Origin of the sequence: Spirosoma arboris (assembly GCF_009754945.1) — a bacterium.
GTDB lineage: Bacteria > Bacteroidota > Bacteroidia > Cytophagales > Spirosomataceae > Spirosoma > Spirosoma arboris.
Genome location: NZ_WPIN01000002.1, coordinates 398,569 through 417,173, shown reverse-complemented (window position 1 = coordinate 417,173; position 18,605 = coordinate 398,569). Strand labels below are relative to the sequence as shown.

19 protein-coding genes are annotated in these 18,605 nt (G+C 46.8%); 15 read left to right on the top strand and 4 right to left on the bottom strand.

From position 1 onward, the window contains the following. Positions 1-61 precede the first annotated feature (61 nt). Positions 62-1,183 (bottom strand): DNA polymerase III subunit beta, encoded by a 1,122-nt coding sequence (gene dnaN / locus GO755_RS05695; RefSeq protein ID WP_157583768.1) that lies wholly within the window; start codon positions 1,181-1,183, stop codon positions 62-64. Positions 1,184-1,341: 158 nt separating this feature from the next. On the opposite strand from dnaN, the gene GO755_RS05690 reads away from it, so the two are divergent. The 6 genes from GO755_RS05690 to GO755_RS05665 all read left to right on the top strand — a co-directional run bounded on the left by GO755_RS05690 (position 1,342) and on the right by GO755_RS05665 (position 9,044). Next, entirely contained in the window at positions 1,342-1,854 is a 513-nt protein-coding gene (locus GO755_RS05690) for a DUF2480 family protein (RefSeq protein ID WP_157583767.1), read from the top strand. A gap of 155 nt (positions 1,855-2,009) precedes the next feature. Further along, complete coding sequence (locus GO755_RS05685) at positions 2,010-2,909, top strand: ABC transporter ATP-binding protein (protein WP_157583766.1); 900 nt, start codon at positions 2,010-2,012, stop codon at positions 2,907-2,909. An 11-nt stretch (positions 2,910-2,920) separates the two neighbouring features. Continuing rightward, a complete protein-coding gene (locus tag GO755_RS05680; protein ID WP_157583765.1) occupies positions 2,921-6,568 on the top strand; it encodes an ABC transporter permease/M1 family aminopeptidase in 3,648 nt (1,215 codons plus the stop codon). Positions 6,569-6,571: 3 nt separating this feature from the next. Then, complete coding sequence (locus GO755_RS05675) at positions 6,572-7,651, top strand: c-type cytochrome (protein ID WP_227686869.1); 1,080 nt, start codon at positions 6,572-6,574, stop codon at positions 7,649-7,651. Between the two features lie 29 nt (positions 7,652-7,680). Next, positions 7,681-8,139 carry a DsrE family protein gene (locus tag GO755_RS05670; RefSeq protein WP_157583764.1) on the top strand — a complete coding sequence of 153 codons (459 nt, stop codon included), beginning with the start codon at positions 7,681-7,683 and terminating at the stop codon, positions 8,137-8,139. Between the two features lie 8 nt (positions 8,140-8,147). After that, positions 8,148-9,044: a LysR family transcriptional regulator gene (locus GO755_RS05665; RefSeq protein ID WP_157583763.1), complete on the top strand. Its 897-nt coding sequence runs from the start codon at positions 8,148-8,150 to the stop codon at positions 9,042-9,044. Positions 9,045-9,110: 66 nt separating this feature from the next. On the opposite strand, the gene GO755_RS05660 is transcribed toward GO755_RS05665, so the two are convergent. Further along, a complete protein-coding gene (locus GO755_RS05660; protein ID WP_227686868.1) occupies positions 9,111-10,838 on the bottom strand; it encodes a DUF6044 family protein in 1,728 nt (575 codons plus the stop codon). 150 nt (positions 10,839-10,988) lie between these two features. Here GO755_RS05660 and GO755_RS05655 point away from each other — a divergent pair, with 150 nt between their 5' ends. Further along, complete coding sequence (locus GO755_RS05655) at positions 10,989-12,542, top strand: M28 family peptidase (protein WP_157583762.1); 1,554 nt, start codon at positions 10,989-10,991, stop codon at positions 12,540-12,542. Between the two features lie 130 nt (positions 12,543-12,672). Then, positions 12,673-12,906: a DUF4834 domain-containing protein gene (locus GO755_RS05650; RefSeq protein WP_157583761.1), complete on the top strand. Its 234-nt coding sequence runs from the start codon at positions 12,673-12,675 to the stop codon at positions 12,904-12,906. Positions 12,907-12,956: 50 nt separating this feature from the next. On the opposite strand, the gene GO755_RS05645 is transcribed toward GO755_RS05650, so the two are convergent. Further along, a complete protein-coding gene (locus GO755_RS05645) occupies positions 12,957-13,355 on the bottom strand; it encodes a YbjQ family protein (RefSeq protein ID WP_157583760.1) in 399 nt (132 codons plus the stop codon). Between the two features lie 10 nt (positions 13,356-13,365). Then, positions 13,366-13,938 carry a phosphoribosylglycinamide formyltransferase gene (purN, locus tag GO755_RS05640; protein WP_157583759.1) on the bottom strand — a complete coding sequence of 191 codons (573 nt, stop codon included), beginning with the start codon at positions 13,936-13,938 and terminating at the stop codon, positions 13,366-13,368. Positions 13,939-14,142: 204 nt separating this feature from the next. Here purN and GO755_RS05635 point away from each other — a divergent pair, with 204 nt between their 5' ends. From GO755_RS05635 to GO755_RS05605, 7 genes are all read left to right on the top strand, one after another. Continuing rightward, positions 14,143-14,445, top strand: a complete 303-nt coding sequence (locus tag GO755_RS05635) for a DUF1330 domain-containing protein (protein ID WP_157583758.1) — start codon at positions 14,143-14,145, stop codon at positions 14,443-14,445. Positions 14,446-14,532: 87 nt separating this feature from the next. After that, positions 14,533-14,853 carry a hypothetical protein gene (locus GO755_RS05630; RefSeq protein ID WP_157583757.1) on the top strand — a complete coding sequence of 107 codons (321 nt, stop codon included), beginning with the start codon at positions 14,533-14,535 and terminating at the stop codon, positions 14,851-14,853. A gap of 113 nt (positions 14,854-14,966) precedes the next feature. Then, positions 14,967-15,593 (top strand): ABC transporter ATP-binding protein, encoded by a 627-nt coding sequence (locus GO755_RS05625; RefSeq protein WP_157584142.1) that lies wholly within the window; start codon positions 14,967-14,969, stop codon positions 15,591-15,593. A 22-nt stretch (positions 15,594-15,615) separates the two neighbouring features. Next, complete coding sequence (locus tag GO755_RS05620; protein WP_157583756.1) at positions 15,616-16,317, top strand: peptidylprolyl isomerase; 702 nt, start codon at positions 15,616-15,618, stop codon at positions 16,315-16,317. 36 nt (positions 16,318-16,353) lie between these two features. Beyond that, positions 16,354-17,253 (top strand): SDR family oxidoreductase, encoded by a 900-nt coding sequence (locus tag GO755_RS05615; protein ID WP_157583755.1) that lies wholly within the window; start codon positions 16,354-16,356, stop codon positions 17,251-17,253. Between the two features lie 148 nt (positions 17,254-17,401). Then, entirely contained in the window at positions 17,402-17,791 is a 390-nt protein-coding gene (locus GO755_RS05610) for a tautomerase family protein (protein WP_317165798.1), read from the top strand. A 3-nt stretch (positions 17,792-17,794) separates the two neighbouring features. Next, the gene (locus GO755_RS05605; protein WP_317165797.1) at positions 17,795-18,055 is read left to right on the top strand and encodes a DUF167 domain-containing protein; all 261 of its coding nucleotides are present in this window, start codon (positions 17,795-17,797) and stop codon (positions 18,053-18,055) included. The last annotated feature ends 550 nt before the right edge of the window (positions 18,056-18,605 follow it).

The following is an 18,605-nucleotide window of genomic DNA, read 5'->3' as shown; positions in this document are numbered from 1 at the left end:
AAAAATAAAAAGCTGACGCAGCAGTCTATTCTTCACTTTTCATTCTTCACTCTTCATTAACTTAAGCGTATGTATTCAACATCACAGGCATTACCAGCATCAGGATGTCTTCGTTTTCTTCTTTATCGGCGGGAATGAGCAGGCCCGCGCGGTTCGGAGCCGACATTTCGAGCGAAATCATTTTAGCACTCAGGTTGCTCAATACTTCAGACATCAACTTGGCGTTGAAACCGATTTCCATCGGATCGCCGTCGTACTCGCAAAGGAGTTTCTCGTTGGCTTCGTTAGAGTAGTCTAAATCTTCGGCCGAGATCGTCAATGAGTTCGTTTTGAGCGACAACCGAATCTGATGCGTGGTGCGATTGGCGTAAATCATGATCCGCTTCAGTGAGTTGAGCAAATCTGTACGGCCAATGGTCATCACGTTTGGATTGTTTGTTGGAATCGCGTTTTCGTAATCTGGGAAGCGCTCATCAATCAGGCGGCAAATCAGCTGGGTTGGACCAAATGTGAACGACGCGTTTGCCTGACTGAATTCAGCAATGACAGGCACGCTCTCAGGCAGTGATGCCTTCAACAACTGCAGCGCCTTTCGGGGAATGATGATCGACGTGCTGGCCGATGAACCAAGGTCGGTACGTCGGTAACGAATGAGTCGGTGGCCATCAGTAGCTACGAACGTGGCATTTTCATCATTTATCTGCAAAAGCACACCTGTCATAGCTGGACGTAGATCGTCAGTGCTGGTCGCGAAAACGGTGTTATTAATAGCGCTCAGCAACACATCTGACGTCATTTCGACCGACATATTTTTGTTAACAGTCGGCAGTTTTGGGAAGTCAATCGGATTTTCGCCTGAAAGTTTATAGCGACCATTGTCGGTCAGAATTTCGGTACCAAACGTTTCGGTATCGATATTTACAGTAACAGGCTGTTCAGGCAAACTGCGGAGCGTATCCAGCAGTAATTTGGCGGGAATGGCAATGGCTCCATTTTCGCTGGCATCAACCGGAATCTGCGTCGTCATGGTCGTTTGCAGATCCGATGCTGTTACGGTAAGTGTCCCATCCTCAATGCGAAACAGGAAGTTTTCGAGAATTGGCACAATGGGGTTGGTAGCGACAACCCCATTTATATGTTGAAGGTTTTTAAGCAGGACAGATGAGGAAACTATAAATTTCATGGGCCAATTGTCTAAGGCAGTTCATTAATGTATATGAGAACAAAAGTAGCAAAAAAAGCCGACAGCTTGTTCAGATTTTAATAAACGAAAGCAGATAATGGAGGGTAGTGAACGGTCGGCCAACGCTTACTGTTTACGGATTACTGATACCTGAAAAAATGGAAGCTGAAATCGTCAATCGCGTTGCCAATAGTGGTCTTGTTACGCTCGATCTGGAAGACTATTACCACCCTGGTGAGCGGATCGTTTATGACTTGAAAGATAACCTGTTCATGGGATTGATCCTGAAGGAGAAAGACTTTCGGGCTTTTCTAAAAGAGCATGACTGGAGTCAATACGCGGGCAAAAACGTAGCCCTAACCTGCACCGAAGATGCCATTGTACCAACCTGGGCCTATATGCTGCTGACGATTCAGTTGCAGCCCTACGCCAACACCATCGTATTTGGTAATCAAACCGATTTGGAAGAAAAACTCTACTTCGACGCGATCGCCCAAATCAAACCAGAAGCTTATCGTGATGCTCGCGTTGTCGTGAAAGGCTGTTCGAAAGTTCCGGTTCCGATAGCGGCCTATGTCGAAATCACACGCTTATTACGTCCTGTTGCCCAAAGCCTGCTTTTTGGCGAGCCTTGTAGCACGGTGCCGCTCTATAAACGCCCGAAAGGGTAGGATAGTGAAACACATCAACTCCGCCAACAAGCGGAGTTTTTTTATGCCTTTTACCCCCAATACCAACCATCTGTGAAAGTTTGGCAATAGATTTCAAGTACTTTTATCATATTCGCTTTTTCTTACCTTAAACCGAATAGTCCCTCCATTTCTATATGCAACTCGAAATAAAAGATCTTTCCAAGACATATTCTAACGGCGTTCGGGCGCTGAAAAGCGTTTCACTCACTATTCCACAAGGTATGTTTGGCTTGTTGGGGCCGAATGGAGCAGGTAAGTCATCGCTCATGCGGACTATTGCTACACTACAGGAGGCCGACAGCGGCAGTGCCCGCCTGACAGGTTTACCCGAAGGAGACCTGGATGTACTGACGCAAAAAGATGCTGTGCGTCGCGTTTTGGGCTATTTACCACAGGAGTTTGGTGTGTATCCGCGCGTAACGGCTGAGGCTATGCTCGATCATATTGCCTCGCTCAAGGGCATTGCCAATAGTCGAGAGCGGAAAGAGATTGTACAGGGGCTATTGCAGAAGGTGAATCTGTATGACGTTCGAAAGAAAAACCTCGGTACGTATTCGGGAGGGATGAAGCAGCGTTTCGGCATTGCGCAGGCACTGATTGGTACTCCAAGACTGATTATCGTGGATGAGCCTACTGCGGGCCTAGATCCCGCTGAACGAAATCGTTTCCATAACCTACTTTCCGAAATCGGAGAAAACACGATTGTTATTCTGTCGACACACATTGTGGAAGACGTCACGAATCTCTGTTCCGATATGGCCATTATCTGCCTCGGTGAGGTGGTCGCAACGGGCAACCCGAATGATCTGGTGAAAGACCTGACGGGAAAAATCTGGCAGAAATTTGTCGAAAAAACAGAGATTGATACCTATCGAAAAACACATCGGGTTATCTCGACCCAACTCAAAGGTGGCAAGACCCGGATTCATGCCTATAGCGACGTACCGTTAGCCGACTTCGACCCTGTATCCCCCGATCTGGAGGATTTGTACTTCGCCAAGATTACCGAGAAGATGGAAGTAACAACCGTATAAAGACTCAGACTATGTTTCTCGAAATCTTCAAATTTGAGCTAGCGTATCGGTTGAAACGACCTGCTACCTATCTCTACGCGCTTATTCTATTCCTGTTTACGTTTCTCTTCGTCATTTATGGCAATGGCCCGGCATCGGAGAAAACGAATATTAACTCGCCTTATGCCATCAGCCAGTTTGTGGTGGTAATGACCATTTTCGGTATGCTGGTAGCCTCGGCCATCATGGGTGTGCCTATCTATCGCGACATTGAGCATAACACCAAAAACTACTACTTCAGCTTTCCTATTACCGAGCGGGGCTATGTGTTGGGCCGGTACTTTGGGTCGTTTGTCGTATTGCTGGGCATTATGGCAGTCGGGATGCTGGGGATTGTTATCGGCTCGCTATTAGGCCCGATCTTTAATTTAGCTGATAATACCGAACGCTTTGGTCCCATTCGTTTCCGCGACTATGCCTATCCGTTTCTGCTGTTTGTCGTGCCGAATATGTTTCTGGTAGGCAGTATTTTCTTTGGCTTGGTCGCCTTTTCGAAACAGGTTTTTACGACCTATGCCGGTAGTATTCTGTTATTTATCGCCTATTTGCTGGGCTCTACGTTATCGCAGGATTTAGAGAACAAGCAACTCGTAAACCTGCTCGATCCGTTTGGTTCCTATGCCTACGATACGGCGACTAAATACTGGTCGCCTGTGGAGCAAAACACGTTGCTGGCACCGCTAGAGGGCGATCTGCTGACTAACCGATTGATCTGGTTTGGTGTAGCATTACTGGTGTTTGCTTTTTCTGTACTCCGCTTTAGCTTTCCCCGATTCCTGGCCATTAAGCTGGGCAAAAAGGCGAAAGATGAGGTTGAGTCTGAAAAAGCTCCGGCGCTGGCGAGTTTACCAACCCCAACGCCCGTATTTCAGGTCGGGGCTTATGTCCGGCAGATGTTCCAGCAAGCTGGTCTGGAATTTCGGAGTATTGTTCGCGATCCTTATTTCATCGCCATTCTGCTTGGTGCGGTTTTATTCCTCTTTCTGGATGGCTGGTTCGCTTCGGAGACCTATGGTACGCCCTCGTTGCCAACCACCTACGCCATGCTCGAAGCACGTAATGGTACGTTTTTCTTTTTCGTGCTTATTGTCCTGATTTTCTATACGGGCGAAGTTGTTCACCGCGATAAAGTCGTTCATTATGATACCATTGCCGATGCGTTACCTGTACCTGATTGGATGAATTACGGGGCCAAGTTGCTCTCAATGACCTATGTCTGCTTGTTGTTGAGTACACTAATTATGGTTTCCGGCGTGTTGAACCAGACCATCAAAGGTTATTTCAACTACGAGTTTTCGCTCTATTTCCGCGACATCTACGGCATTGCATTTACACAGTATTTTCAGTTGGTAATGCTGGCGTTTTTTGTGCACACGATGGTCAACCAGAAGTTTGTGGGCCATATCGTTACACTCGCCACCTATATCGTCATCTGGGCGGTTCCTCAATTTGCCGAGTTCAATTACCGACTGGCCATTCCGTTCTCGGGCGGAACGGTTCAGATTTCCGATATGAACGGATTTGGACATTACCTGACTGCTCTGGCGTCGTTCCGGCTGTATTGGTACGCGTTCGGAGGCATGTTGCTGGTATTGGCTCTCTGGTTCTGGAACCGGGGTGCCGATACGGCCTTTAAATCCCGTTGGCAACTGGCTAAGCAGCGAATGGGACGACTATCGATGGTTTTGTTTGCGCTTGCCTTAGTTGTGTTTGTGAGTATGGGCGCCTGGATTTACACCAACGTTAGTGTAAAAAATCACTATCTATCTGCCGATCAACAACGGGAATTACAGTCGACGTTTGAGAAAAAATACCATAAATACGTCGATGTGCTACAACCCAAAATTACCAGCGCTAAACTCAATGTCGATGTGTTTCCGGATGAGTTTAAAGCTGTGGCGTCGGGTGTGTTTATGATTGTCAATAAGGGTCATCAGCCCATTGATTCGCTGCACCTGACAATGCCCGCCGACAATTTTCATCGGCAACTGTCTAAGTTTCTGATAGATGGCCAAGCCCCAAAAATGATTCTCGACGATTCGGACTTAGGCTATTACATCTACCGATTGCCCAAGCGAATGAACCCCGGCGATACGGCCCAAATGGATATGACCGTGACGGGTCAATACGTTGGATTTTCCAATGCTGGCGACAGCCGGGATGTTGTTTCGAATGGTACTTTTTTCAACGTAGGCATTTTTCCCGGCTTCGGCTACGATGCGGGTCAGGAGTTGAGTAGCGATAAGTACCGCAAAAAGTATAGTTTGCCCATCAAAGAATGGACGGCTCCTGCCCAAACCGACTCGCTGGGTCTGCGTGACTTCCTGTTCACCGACGATGCCGACTGGGTAACCTTCGAAGGGACAATCTCAACTACGCCTGATCAGACGGCCATTATGCCTGGTCAATTGCTGAAAACCTGGACGGCTAATGGCTCAGATGGTAAACCTCGCAAATACTTCCAGTACAAGCTGCCCGGTTTTTCGGATTACTTCTTCAGCATGTGCTCCGCTCGCTATGGTGTAAAACGTGATACGTGGACTGGGCCCGATGGTAAGAAAGTAGCTCTCGAAGTTTATCATCATCCCGGTCACGATCGTAACCTTGATCGGTTTATGGCCAGCATGAAAGCATCATTAAGCTATTACACGAAGAACTACGCGCCTTTCCCGTATCCCGTGTTGCGGGTGCTGGAGTTTCCACGTTATGCCTCGTTTGCACAGTCATTCCCCACAACGGTTCCGTATTCGGAGGAATTTGGCTGGGTGGGCGATTTCCATGATCCGAACAAGACCGACTACGCCTACTACGTGACGGCTCACGAAGTGGCGCACCAGTGGTGGGGGCATCAGATCATGCCAAGTCGGACGCGAGGTGCCAACCAGATTTCGGAGACAATGGCCGAATACTCGGCACTGATGGTGCTCAAGCAACGCTACGGGGCCGATGCTATGCCGAAGTTTTTGAAATACAGTCTGGATCGCTACCTGCGTGGCCGCGCTAACGAAGATAAGTTCGAGGCCAATATGCTCGACAACGATACGCGTTCCTATGTCTGGTATCAGAAAGGATCGATGTTGATGTATGCCTTACAGGATTACATTGGCGAAGACCGCGTCAATCAGGCCATGAACGATTACATGAAAGCGGCTCGTTTCCGTCAGAAAGCGCCGTTCACAACCTCGCTGGAATGGTACAGTTTCCTGAAAGCCGCCACCCCCGATTCGTTAAAACCCTGGTTGACGGATAATTTTGAGAAGCTGACGCTTTACGATAACCGTATTACCAAAGCCGAAGCCAAGTCGATAGGTAACGGCAAATACAGCGTGAAGCTCTACATCCGAACCGCCACCGAGTATTACGACAAGACCGGTAAAGAACTGGCCAAAGGAAAAGGCCCTGTAATTGCCGATATTGCTGTGCTAACCGACGATGGCAAAAACAAAGATGGCTTAACCACCAAAGTGCCTTTGCTGATGCAAAAACGCAGTCTTTCGCCCGGTGAGCACATTATTGAAGTGACCGTAAAAGGCAAGCCTGTGAAAGCAGGAATTGATCCGTATAACAAGTTGATAGACCGTGTTTCTGATGATAATCTAGTGAAGGTTGATGTATTGTAGATTATGAAGAAAAAACTGTTTACCCACCTCTTTAGTGGATTTCGAGCGTTTCACCTCACCCCCAGCCCCTCTCCTAAAACAGGTGAAGGGAGCACAACTACCCCATTTTCTCCCCTCTCCTGTTTTAGGAGAGGGGCCGGGGGTGAGGTGAAAGGCCGTAAATTACTTACTAGAGCTATTGCTTTCACTTCCCTCAGTCTAATAACTGCATTACTCGCCCTCACACCGCCAACCTACTGGCATCCACCTGCTGATAGTCGCATCCCGGCTGGTGAGCTTGGTAAACAAATCCGGTATGGGCGTGAGTTGATTGCGCACACGGCCAAATACCTCGGACCAAAGGGTTCTGTGAAGAAACTATCCAATGGTATGAATTGCCAGAATTGCCATCTCGATGCTGGGACGAAAGTGTTGGGTAACAATTACTCTGCGGTGTTTTCGACGTATCCAAAATTCCGCGATCGTTCGGGGGCTGTCGAGACAATTGTGAAGCGCGTATCTGACTGTTTTGAGCGAAGTCTGGCCGGTAAAGCACCCGATAGCACGAGTCGAGAGATGAAAGCCATTGTGGCCTATATGCAATGGCTGGGTACGGATGTCCCCAAAGGCCAACGACCCGACGGCGTAGGATTGGCAAAACTCGATTACCTGGATAGGGCAGCCGACTCAACAAAAGGTCGTCTGGTCTATGTCGCGAAGTGCCAGGTTTGCCATGGCGTAAAAGGTGAAGGGATGAAGGTGGCTGGCTCGACCGAATATGTCTACCCGCCCATGTGGGGACCCAACAGCTATAACGATGGGGCAGGATTATTCCGACTGTCGGGCTTTGCGGGATACGTGAAAAACAACATGCCTTTTGGTGCCAATTACGAAAGCCCACAACTGAGTGACGAGGATGCCTGGGACGTAGCGGCTTTCATCAATTCGATGCCCCGGCCGCACAAAGACCAAAGTAGCGACTGGCCCAAGATCGCCAGCAAACCCGTTGATTTCCCATTTGGCCCCTATGCCGACTCATTCAGCGAAAGACAGCATAAATTCGGACCATATCAACCAATTGCCGATGCGCGAAAAGCGAAGTAACTTTACTACAAATCAAAAACTAAACAACCATGAAAAAATTCAGCTATCTGTTCGTTCTGGCTTTCCTATGTGCTGCGGTGCCTTCTATGGCGCAAACAAGTGAAACTGGTTCGTTTCAGGGGGCACAGCCAACGAAGTCTCACTATCGTGCTGTTTACCAATTAAATACAGCCGATACGGCAACAATTCGTCATGCGTTGGCCAACATTCAAAATGCGCTGAATGATCCTCGGCTCAAAGGGAAACTAGAGGTTGAATTAGTGGTGTATGGCGGTGCCAATATCGTTTATCGGAAAGACAAGCCTTATTTTGAGCAGGATATTGCAAAATTGCACAAGCAGGGAGTCATCATGGCCATGTGCGAGAATACCATGCGGATGCGGAAGATCAGCCGTGAGGAGTTGTTCCCGATTGTCAGTTATGTACCCAGCGCCAACGGTGAACTTATCATTCGTGATCAGGAAGGCTGGACCATCATTCGTCCATAAATTGTTCCATGCTCGATTTTCGCCTGAACGTCTTCTACACGGTTGCCAAGCGGCTTAGTTTTACAAAAGCCGCTGCCGAATTGTATGTAACACAACCAGCTATCACGAAACACATTCAGGAACTTGAACACCAGTTCGGTACGGCGCTGTTTGACCGGCGTGGTAACCAGATTAGTCTGACAGCCGCCGGGAACCTGCTGCTCACTCATGCTGAAACCATCATGGCAACATATCGCCAACTGGAGTTCGACATGAACGCACTCAAAGGTAAACCTGCGGGTGCGCTTCGGGTAGGAGCCAGCACGACCGTAGCTCAATATGTGATCCCGCCAGTGTTGGCTCGCTTTCATGAGCAATCTGCCGATGTGGCCATTTCGCTTCTGAGCGGCAATACTGAGCAAATTGAGCAGCGACTACTCAATAACGATATCGATTTAGGATTGGTAGAAGGCCGAACCCACCACAGTGATATTCGCTATACGTCTTTCGTAAAGGACGAACTCGTGCTCATCTGCCGCGCCGATCATCCACTAGCCGACCGTGATGAGATTACCCTGGATGAACTGCGTGATGTCCCGATTGTCCTGCGCGAACGTGGCTCCGGTTCACTGGAAGTGATTGAACACGCACTCCGGGGCGTTGGTCTTCGGCTTACCGATTTAACTGTCGAAATGCAGCTAGGTAGTACCGAAAGTATCAAATCCTATCTCGGAAGCTCACGCTGTATGGCGTTTGTGTCGGTCTTTGCGGTGCAGCATGAATTGCAGGCCGGTACGTTAAAAATTCTCGATGTACAGAATCTTTCGATTCAACGAGATTTGTATTCGATTCAGCTTCAGGGCGTTAGTGAAGGGCTAGCAGATACGTTCATGCGCTTCGCCCGGCAGCATTATAAGCGAGGTTAATGATTGGTGGAGTAAGTAAAATAAGTGCAGTAAGTAGTTTAGTTGAAGTACTTACTCCACCAATCACTACTCCACCTTATACAACCACACACGCCAGTAACTTTCGGGTTCATCAAACACTTTCTCCAGCTTTAGGCGATTGGCTGCGGCATTGCGAATAGGTACGGCCGAAATCACGTATTGGCCATTCAGGGCAATTAATGCATCTGTATTGACTTGCAGGTTATTGACGGTTTTGTTTTGTGTCTTCCCAAACAAATAATTCATGCCTAACTCAGCTGTGTAGAGATAAGCCCGGCAGGCATAGGCGTCGTAATAAACGCGCATTTGCCGTGTACCTTTGGCTAACTCGGTCGCAATGATTTTCCGGAAAGCGTATTTGTAGGGGAGAGGGTAGTTGTTCTGATAGCTATCCAGGGTATAGAATCCATTAAACTGTGCAACGGATGGATGCATACCCAGGCAAATAACCCGGTAATCAGCTTGTGGTCGACCAATGTAGTCACGGATTTGGGCAAACTGCTTTTCTGCAAAAAACGCCCGAAAAGAGGGCTGTTTGGCTTCAGTAATAGAGCCCGTCATCTTCCCAATATTGATGCGCCACTCTTTGTTGGCGAAAATCATCAACACTAGCTGTGTGGCTAGAAATAATCGACTCAAACTCCCATTCGCCCGAAATTGTCGCAAGGCTACGGCGAAGAGGAAGAACCAGAGCGTCGGGAGCAGGAAATAGAATCGGTCGAACTGAAAGACCCGGAACTTTAGCCCTAATGAACTATCTCCAAGCCAGATAACCAGGTAGTGATAAAACCCGTGAATCAGGCAAATGACAAATGCCAGAATTGGTAAACCAATGAGCCAACGCATAGCCCGAAAATCCTGTCGTCGATAGGCTCGCCAGGCACTTACGCCCGCTACTATCACAATTCCTGCGGTAAAGAATGCACCCGTGTTGAACATCGGCCAAATGAATAAATCGATGCTTCGGCGCAGGCTGTCCACAAGTTTGGTGGAACGCAATTGACTATAATCAAACTCAACACGTTGCGAGATATACGTCTGGTTAATGAATCCGTAAATCAATTCCCATTCGCTGGCTATATATAAGAGTGCAAGCAGGAACAGACCGTTGATATAACCCAAGTTGAGTTGTCGAAGGCGAAGCATGTTCACTAAGCCAATTACACCCAGCGCAATGCAGATGAATAAACCCGCCCAAACGAAAAAGGAGTAGAAGGGAAATAAGACAATAATGAGCCAATCAGACCAATGCGAGCGCTTCTGCAACAAGTTTAGAAAGGCAACTAGCAACAACGGTTGTCCCGTTACCGACGCACCATGGACAATGTAACACGGCACTAGTGCAAACAGAAAGGCCAGCGCAACGCGTGTAAACGCCCAATTGGGTTCAGGTAAGACGTGCTTTTTGAGCAGCAAATACATGCCTACAAACCCAATGCCGTGCACAGCCGCGAAGTTGACTACCTGGGCTGCGTAAGGAGGTAGCAGCCAAAATGAGAGTACCTCGAGATTCAGTCCCGTCCGAAACGCTGAGCGCGGAATACCCTGAAATGCCCCCCCACTCATCATATTCAGAATGACAGTTTTTAGGTCAAAATCAAATGCGGTTTTGGTGAGCTTAAGGAGGTACAGGTACAGAAAATCACTGTCTAAGTTATCATGAATCGTTAAGTGCGCACCTTCGCCGAGCCAGATATATGGAGAAATGTACAGTACCAATAAGCCAATGGCAACGAGCAGATAGGTTTTTTCGGAGGATGAACGAGGAGGCATAGTAATGACCAAACCTTATAGCCGGGCCGCCGTTGTGGTTTGAAAAATCTATAAGGTTAACCGCTACAAAAGTACTGAAATTCGCTGAGATGGCTGGACGATGAGTGAATCATTGGGTTTTCGTACTTTTACAGGTGAAACTCAATCATCATGCAAACACCGTCTACAATACGTTTATTGATAGCCATCGTTCTGAGCACCACTACAATGCAGGTGCAAGCCCAGGCTGTCAAGGCTGGTTCATCTGCTAAAAAAATAGCTGCTACACCGAAATTTCCTGAATTTACCATGTCCCGCACTGAGGTTGAAGCGCACATGCGCTTTCTGGCTTCCGATGAACTGGAGGGGCGCCGGACAGGTGAACAGGGAAACCGAGTTGCTGCACGGTATATAGCTGAGCAGTTTCGACTGATGGGCCTGAAGCCCGCTGTGATGACTGGTAGTCAGCAGGATTATCTACAATCCATTCCATTTGAACGCGTTAAGGCTGCCAGTATGGCAACAATGGTTGTGGGTAAAGACACGCTTCTGCTTGGCAAAGACATTCTAGTGATGGCAGGTGGTCCAACGTCTATTTCAGGCGAGGTCGTGTATGTGGGTTACGGCCTGACCGATGGCGAAGACGGCTACAAAGGTCGTGATGTGAAAGGGCGGATCTTGATAGCACAAGGTGGTTCGCCCGATGCGAAAAGTCCCCGCGAAATCTTCGGCGCATCGGCAACAAAACGGAAACTGGCGAGTGAAAAAGGGGCTGCTGCTCTGATTGAACTCTATAGCGAACCGACTCCGTGGGGCTTAGTAAGCCAGTATCTCAATCGTGAACAAATGAGTATTGCAACGGGCGATAATAGTGCCTCGCCCATAGCCCATTTGTGGATTAATAACGCCAACAACAAATACAAACAACTGAAAGAGGGGGGACAGCATATCTCGTTTCAAACATCGGGACGGATACGTACCAGTGCGATCTCGTCTAATGTGGCTGGCATTATTGAAGGCACTGACCCTAAGCTGAAAGATGAATACGTTGTGCTATCTGCTCACTTTGATCATGTGGGCGTCGGTAAACAAGGTGGTAGTCCCTATCAACCTACCGACAGTATTTTTAATGGCGCGCGCGATAATGGAATAGGCACAGTGGCGATTCTGGAAGCAGCCAAGGCGTTGACATTGCAGCGTCCCAGCCGATCTATACTCGTGTTGGCCTTAACGGGTGAAGAAGTCGGATTATTAGGCAGTAGATACTATGCGGAGCATCCATTAGTGCCGTTAAAACAAACCGTTTTTGATCTGAATACCGATGGTGCGGGGTATAGCGACACAACTATTATATCAATTATTGGCCTTGAGCGGACGGGAGCAAAAGCCGAAATCGAAGCGGGAGCTAAAGCGTTCGGCTTGAACGTCTTTGCTGAGCCTGCTCCAGAGCAAGGATTATTTGACCGGTCGGATAACGTGAATTTTGCCGTTAAAGGAATCCCTGCCCCAGACTTTGCGCCGGGGCTTAAATCGTTTGATGCCGCAATCGCAAAATACTACCATCAGGCTATCGACAACCCCGAATCATTGAACTTTAATTATGTGCTCCGATTCTGTCAGGCGTATGCCCATTCGGCTCGTCTGATTGCTAATCGACCCATGCGCCCACAATGGTCGGCAGGAGATAAATACGAAGCAGCTGCAAAAGCGCTATACGGATATTAGTAGGATTTAGGTACGCCTGCGTTTTACAGAAGTGGGCCATAGACCGGTCAACCCGAATAAGAACCGTCTAACGTAAAGGAAAACTAAACGGCCCAACCTGACGTTTATTGAGTATTAACGACACCCTGATATGTTGCTAAAATATCTGTTTATCATCACCCTCATTATTTTGTTCGTACCGCCGGTACGACGATTTGTATTTTATTTATTAGTTGGCCGCCAGTTGATTAAGCAACAGAAGCAGCAGACCGCTGGTCGGGGAGGTCGCCGGGAAGGTGATATTCGGGTAGATAATCGCTCGCCAAAAGAAAGTAGTTCGCGGTATAAGGGCGGGGATTACGTTGACTACGAGGAAGTTAAATAATGTTTTCTATATAAATTAACGAAGCCCGCCAAACAGTTTGGCGGGCTTCGTTAATTGGCGGTAGTCTCTTCTTCTTTTTTATACTTTACCGCTACGCCAGTCATTAGATAGCCGTTATCGGTTGTCGAGGTGTAGTACGTATACTTTACCGCTACCAGCGCATCGGCCCCAAGCTTCTTGGCCTGCATAGTCAGGCGGGCTAACATCAACTCTTTTTGCTGCATATCGTTTCCCCGACTAACCATACGCTGGTTACTCGATTGCCGTTGGGTCAGGGGAACTTCGCCCTTTACTTCCAGGTCTTGCATGGGTGCAAACGGGCGATCGGGCCGTTGGTTGTCATAGAATACATCGACCGGGTAATGAGTCTTATGATTTAGGAAAACAATGGGTTGAAAACAGCCTGTTAAGGCTAATACCAACACGAGAAATGTAGCTATTCTGTTCATAATTGCTCGTTTAAATCGTTCCCGATAGTACTTCTGCGGTTATTCTCGGATAATGTTCGTGCTCCAGTATCTGTACTTTTTTAGCTACATCGTCGGGCGTATCGGTTGGTGCAACCGGACAATTGGCCTGGAAAATAATTTGCCCTTCGTCGTAATGTTCGTTCACGTAGTGAATTGTGATGCCGGATTCAGTTTCTCCGGCTGCCACAACGGCTTCATGAACAAAATGCCCATACATCCCCTTTCCACCAAATTTAGGTAATAAAGCCGGGTGAATGTTAATAATTTTATTTGGAAATGCCCGCACTAAATCGCCCGGCATCAGCCACATGAAACCCGCTAGTACGATCAGATCAACAGATTGGTTAAGAAGGAGTTGAGTAATGCGATTAGTATTGTAAAAAGTTGTCCGGTCGAAGAGTAAAACGGGTATATGCAAACGTCTGGCACGTTCGATAACGCCTGCTTTGGGGTTGTTCGACACAATCAGCGAAATCTCGACTTCGGTGTTACCCGCGAAATAATCGGCAATTTTTTCGGCATTTGAGCCAGAACCGGAAGCAAACAGAACAAGGCGTTTCAATAGAATTGATGGTTTATGCAAAAGGAATACTGTATTAGTAGAATGTAGCTCAGCGCCCATTAGGTAGTATACATTTAGCGTCCGGCGAAAATTCCTGATTGGGCCTATGTGACAGTAAAATGCGTTTTTCTAACTTGCTTCCAGTGCTACCAACTCCCACGAATGTTGAGTGGAATGATCGGAACGTTAAAATTCATAGAAAAAATGATCTACATAACGCAATTAATTTACATCAAAGAAGGCCAGGAGTCTGTATTTCATCAGTTTGAAGACATTGCCATTCCAATAATTGCAAAATATAACGGCCAACTTCTGCTAAGAGTAAGGCCTGTAGATAACTCTTTCATTGAACATCATATTGACAAACCCTACGAAATACACCTTGTAAAATTTGAGTCAGAACAAGATTTTGGAAACTTCATGCGGGATGAAGATCGTAAGAATTTTTTGCACCTTAAGGATCAATCAATTAAGACATCAATTTTAATTCAAGGGATAAAATTATAACGACAAAAATTTTGCTGAAATTAGTTGCCGTCAACAGTTAGCTACATCTAGCCGTCACTTTTCCTTCATTTAAACATCAGATAAGCCATGAACGCAAATGACTATGATTTTGAAGAAAAATGGAAGCAGTGGGAGGAGTCAAGTAAAGAGGTATCCGGTACTATAGGCGCGGTGGCAGGAACGCTGTTAGGTATTTCTGTCGCTGGTATAAGTGCACCTGTCATGTATTTCACAAAGAGAAATGCCGGTAAAGAAGCAACGGACGCCTTAAGAGAAACCGGAGATAAGGTTGTGGAAACAACCAAATGGATGAGTGAATTTGGCCGATTTACTGGAAAAAAGTTTGGCCCCAAGATTATAGGAACCATGCTATTTGGCGTAGTTGGCTTCCTTTCCAGCGACGAATAGTAACAAGTCAAGGGTTAATGAGCCATTGATAGCAAGAGTAGCGAGGAGTATCCCTCCTAAAAGGGGAAGAATTACAACTTTTGCCTATTTTTGTGGATACTCGCCTGAATCTGATGCTGGCAACGAACCAACTCACGTTTGAATACGGTCCTGCGAAACAGTTTACGTTTCCTGATGTCCAATGTGCTAATCGCGAAGCTCTTCTAATTTTAGGAAGGTCTGGTACCGGGAAAACTACATTCCTTCATTTATTGGCCTTACTGCTAAAGCCCAAAAGTGGCTCGGTGGTTATTGATAAAATTGACCTGACAAAACTGAGCGTGGCCGAAACGGCCGCTTTTCGAGCTAAACATGTAGGTATCGTATACCAGAAGCCTCACTTTGTCAGTGCCTTATCAGTTATGGATAACCTGCTGATGGCAAATTATCTGGCGAACAAGTCGCAGGATAAAAATCGGGCGAAGGAGCTGGCTTCTCAACTGGGTTTCAGCGAACAACTCAATAAGAAAACGAACCAACTTAGCCAGGGTGAACAACAGCGTGTGAGTATTGCACGGGCCGTTATGAATCAACCTGACGTTATCCTGGCCGATGAACCCACATCGAGCCTCGACGATGAAAATACGAATCGTGTTGTACAACTCCTGCGCGAACAATCGGAGCAAATTGGGGCTAGTCTGATTGTTGTTACCCACGATCAACGTCTAAAAGACGCATTCCAAAATAGGGTTGTCCTTTAAGGGCGTTATTTACGGTTTATTTATGCGCAAATTTTTACTCTTGTTTTTATTGATTCCTGCCCTTTCGATGGCCCAAAACCGGAAAAAGAAGGATTACCTCGTTTCGCTCAATACAACCTTTGGTACCATGCGGCTTGTGCTGTATGACCAAACCCCACAGCATAAGGAGAACTTTATTAAACTCGTCAATCAAAAGTTTTACGATAGCCTTCTGTTTCATCGCATTATTCCATTGTTCATGATTCAGGGGGGCGATCCAAACTCACGGAAGGCTAAGGCCGACCAGCCACTTGGTAATGGCGATGTAGGCTATAAAATTCCGGCTGAATTTGTCCCATCGCTTTTTCATAAAAAAGGCGCATTGGCAGCAGCCCGTGATGGTAATCCTGAAAAAGCATCGAGTGGTTGCCAGTTTTATATTGTACAAGGGCGCGTTTGGGACGATGCAGGTCTGCAAAAGCAAATGGATCGGATTCAAACGATGAAAGGGCGTTTGCCAACCGACGAACAAAAGCAGGTTTACAAGACCCTTGGCGGGGCTCCGCATTTAGATGGAAACTACACAGTTTTTGGCGAAGTAATTGATGGACTGGCCATTGTTGACAGTGTTGCCAAGCAGCCTCGTAATGAACTGGATCGCCCTGACCGAGATGTTCGTATGACGATGACGGGTGATTGGGTGAAGAAAAAGAAAATTACAAAGCAATACGGATATAAATTTTAGGCTCAAACAGCCAGTGCCTATCTGAGCCAAAACATTATGAAAAAAATTCTTCTCACTGGTGCCAATGGGCTACTAGGCCAGAAATTAGTCGGCTTGCTTACGAAGCAACCTAATGTTGAATTAACGGCTACAGCACGAGGTGATAACCGTTTGCCGTTTTCAGAAGGCTATACGTATCGATCGATGGACATTACGGATCGTCAACAGGTGCTGGATGTGATTGCGGATGTGAAGCCAGACGTAGTTATCCACGGGGCAGCTATGACCGATGTGGATAAGTGTGAAATTCAGAAAGATGCCTGCTGGGCTCAGAACGTCTCAGCGGTTGAATATATCATTGAAGCCTGCCGGTCGATAGATGCCTTTCTGGTCCATGTTTCGACTGATTTTATTTTCGACGGGGCTGCTGGTCCTTACGACGAAACTGCCGAAGCCAATCCAATCAGCTTTTACGGCTGGAGTAAACAGGCCGGCGAATCAGCTGTTAAGCATTCCGACCTACGATGGGCCATTGCCCGAACCGTACTTGTGTATGGCATTGCGCACGATATGAGCCGGAGCAACATCATTTTGTGGGTGAAGAAATCACTGGAAGATGGTAAGACGATTAAAGTTGTAACCGATCAGTGGCGCAGCCCAACCCTTGCCGAAGACCTCGCTATGGGTTGCTACCTTATTGCTGATCAGGAAGCCGAAGGTATTTTTAATATCTCAGGTAAAGAAGTCCTGACACCTTACGAGATGGCCATTAAAACAGCCGATTATTTCGGTCTCGATAAGTCGCTGATTACGCAGGCTGATGCGTCGACGTTTACACAAGTGGCTCGTCGGCCTCCGCGTACAGGTTTCATTCTGGATAAAGCCCGTACAGTACTCGGTTATGATCCGCGTACCTTCGAAGAGGGTATTGAAGTGCTGGCGAAGCAACTGAAGTAGTTATTATCAGGACTTTCGCAGGAAGTCCTGATAAGGTTATTGCATCATATCAAAGTAGAGAGGTACTAATAACTAGCGTGAGTTGTGGTTAATTGACCCCTAACGGCATCGTAAAATAAAGCCCGAACCCCATAATTACTAAAGAGAAGTGAGCCAGGTGAAAATTTATGGGGTTCGGGAGTACTTGCTCCCTATCCGCAATCAGCTTTCTGAGGTGATTCATTCCTGCGTTGTGGAGGCACTTCAATTTCCTGTCGACAAACGAGCACACCGTTTTTTCTATCTTGAAAACGACGATTTTTTCAGGCCAGCCACCGCTTCGGAACGCTATCTGATTCTGGAATTCATAATGATAGAAGGTCGTACGGTAGAAACTAAAAAGAAGCTGATCCATTTACTCTACGCCCGTATCTGCGAACAAATTGGCCTGGCTGTTACAGACCTCGAAATCTGCATTCTGGAAAGTCCGGCGCATAACTGGGGGTTTCGCGGCATGGCGGGCGATGAGATTAAGCTTAGCTATACGATTACTATATAAGTTGTGACGCTTCACCTGAAGGTCAAGCCCGGTAGCAAGGTCGACCAGCTTTTCTATGATGCTGCTGGACAGCTCAACGCCAAAATCAAGGCGCCCGCACAGGACGGGAAAGCCAATGCCTATCTAATTGAATTTCTAGCGAAACAGTTGGGTATTGCCAAATCGAACGTAACGATTGTGGCCGGGTTTACTAATCCCCATAAACGAATTGACATTGAGACAACGCAGGAGATATACGAGCGTTTCTTAGTGAAAATAGGCTAGCAGAAACGCTTTCGAAGCTCAATCTTACACGATCATTTCGGGCATACTTTTTAGAAATTCTTCCTTCAGAATTGCCCGGTACCACCCCATACATTACACAGCAGATCGACTACCTGCTGATGCACTTTTTCGTCTCTTCCAGCCTATATGGAGACGCTATAATCCTTCTCGTTATATCATTAATTCCATAGACTATTGCGGTAATATATAAAAGCTCCATGGCATATTTTTTGTTACCATAATTTGGATAATACAAATAAATAATATAACATATTTGGCATTCTATATATAGCGTGCTAAATACGCTTTCTTCGATAAATAGGTTAATAATTGTACAGAAAAAATAAAATTTATTGATATAATAACGGTAAGGCATACTATTTGACTTCTCCATTTACAAATTGGTAGTATATATATAGTTGCCTTAACGATGGTTTCGTATATCTATAGTTTATTGATAAATAAGCCGGAGCAAACTGCTTCGATGCTTTGTTTATGGAAGATTGTCAACTACCTATTACTTGTTTTTTGCCTTGTTACAACCACCGTA

Excerpts from the sequence above, each read along its gene's own strand:
- GO755_RS05625 (WP_157584142.1), top strand. The coding sequence starts at position 14,967 with ATGCTGGCAACGAACCAACTCACGTTTGAATACGGTCCTGCGAAACAG.
- GO755_RS05690 (WP_157583767.1), top strand. The coding sequence starts at position 1,342 with ATGGAAGCTGAAATCGTCAATCGCGTTGCCAATAGTGGTCTTGTTACG.
- GO755_RS05675 (WP_227686869.1), top strand. The coding sequence starts at position 6,572 with ATGAAGAAAAAACTGTTTACCCACCTCTTTAGTGGATTTCGAGCGTTT.
- GO755_RS05660 (WP_227686868.1), bottom strand. The coding sequence starts at position 10,838 with ATGCCTCCTCGTTCATCCTCCGAAAAAACCTATCTGCTCGTTGCCATT.
- GO755_RS05685 (WP_157583766.1), top strand. The coding sequence starts at position 2,010 with ATGCAACTCGAAATAAAAGATCTTTCCAAGACATATTCTAACGGCGTT.
- dnaN (WP_157583768.1), bottom strand. The coding sequence starts at position 1,183 with ATGAAATTTATAGTTTCCTCATCTGTCCTGCTTAAAAACCTTCAACAT.
- GO755_RS05650 (WP_157583761.1), top strand. The coding sequence starts at position 12,673 with ATGTTGCTAAAATATCTGTTTATCATCACCCTCATTATTTTGTTCGTA.
- GO755_RS05670 (WP_157583764.1), top strand. The coding sequence starts at position 7,681 with ATGAAAAAATTCAGCTATCTGTTCGTTCTGGCTTTCCTATGTGCTGCG.
- GO755_RS05635 (WP_157583758.1), top strand. The coding sequence starts at position 14,143 with ATGATCTACATAACGCAATTAATTTACATCAAAGAAGGCCAGGAGTCT.
- GO755_RS05620 (WP_157583756.1), top strand. The coding sequence starts at position 15,616 with ATGCGCAAATTTTTACTCTTGTTTTTATTGATTCCTGCCCTTTCGATG.
- GO755_RS05665 (WP_157583763.1), top strand. The coding sequence starts at position 8,148 with ATGCTCGATTTTCGCCTGAACGTCTTCTACACGGTTGCCAAGCGGCTT.
- GO755_RS05645 (WP_157583760.1), bottom strand. The coding sequence starts at position 13,355 with ATGAACAGAATAGCTACATTTCTCGTGTTGGTATTAGCCTTAACAGGC.
- GO755_RS05680 (WP_157583765.1), top strand. The coding sequence starts at position 2,921 with ATGTTTCTCGAAATCTTCAAATTTGAGCTAGCGTATCGGTTGAAACGA.
- GO755_RS05655 (WP_157583762.1), top strand. The coding sequence starts at position 10,989 with ATGCAAACACCGTCTACAATACGTTTATTGATAGCCATCGTTCTGAGC.
- GO755_RS05630 (WP_157583757.1), top strand. The coding sequence starts at position 14,533 with ATGAACGCAAATGACTATGATTTTGAAGAAAAATGGAAGCAGTGGGAG.
- GO755_RS05615 (WP_157583755.1), top strand. The coding sequence starts at position 16,354 with ATGAAAAAAATTCTTCTCACTGGTGCCAATGGGCTACTAGGCCAGAAA.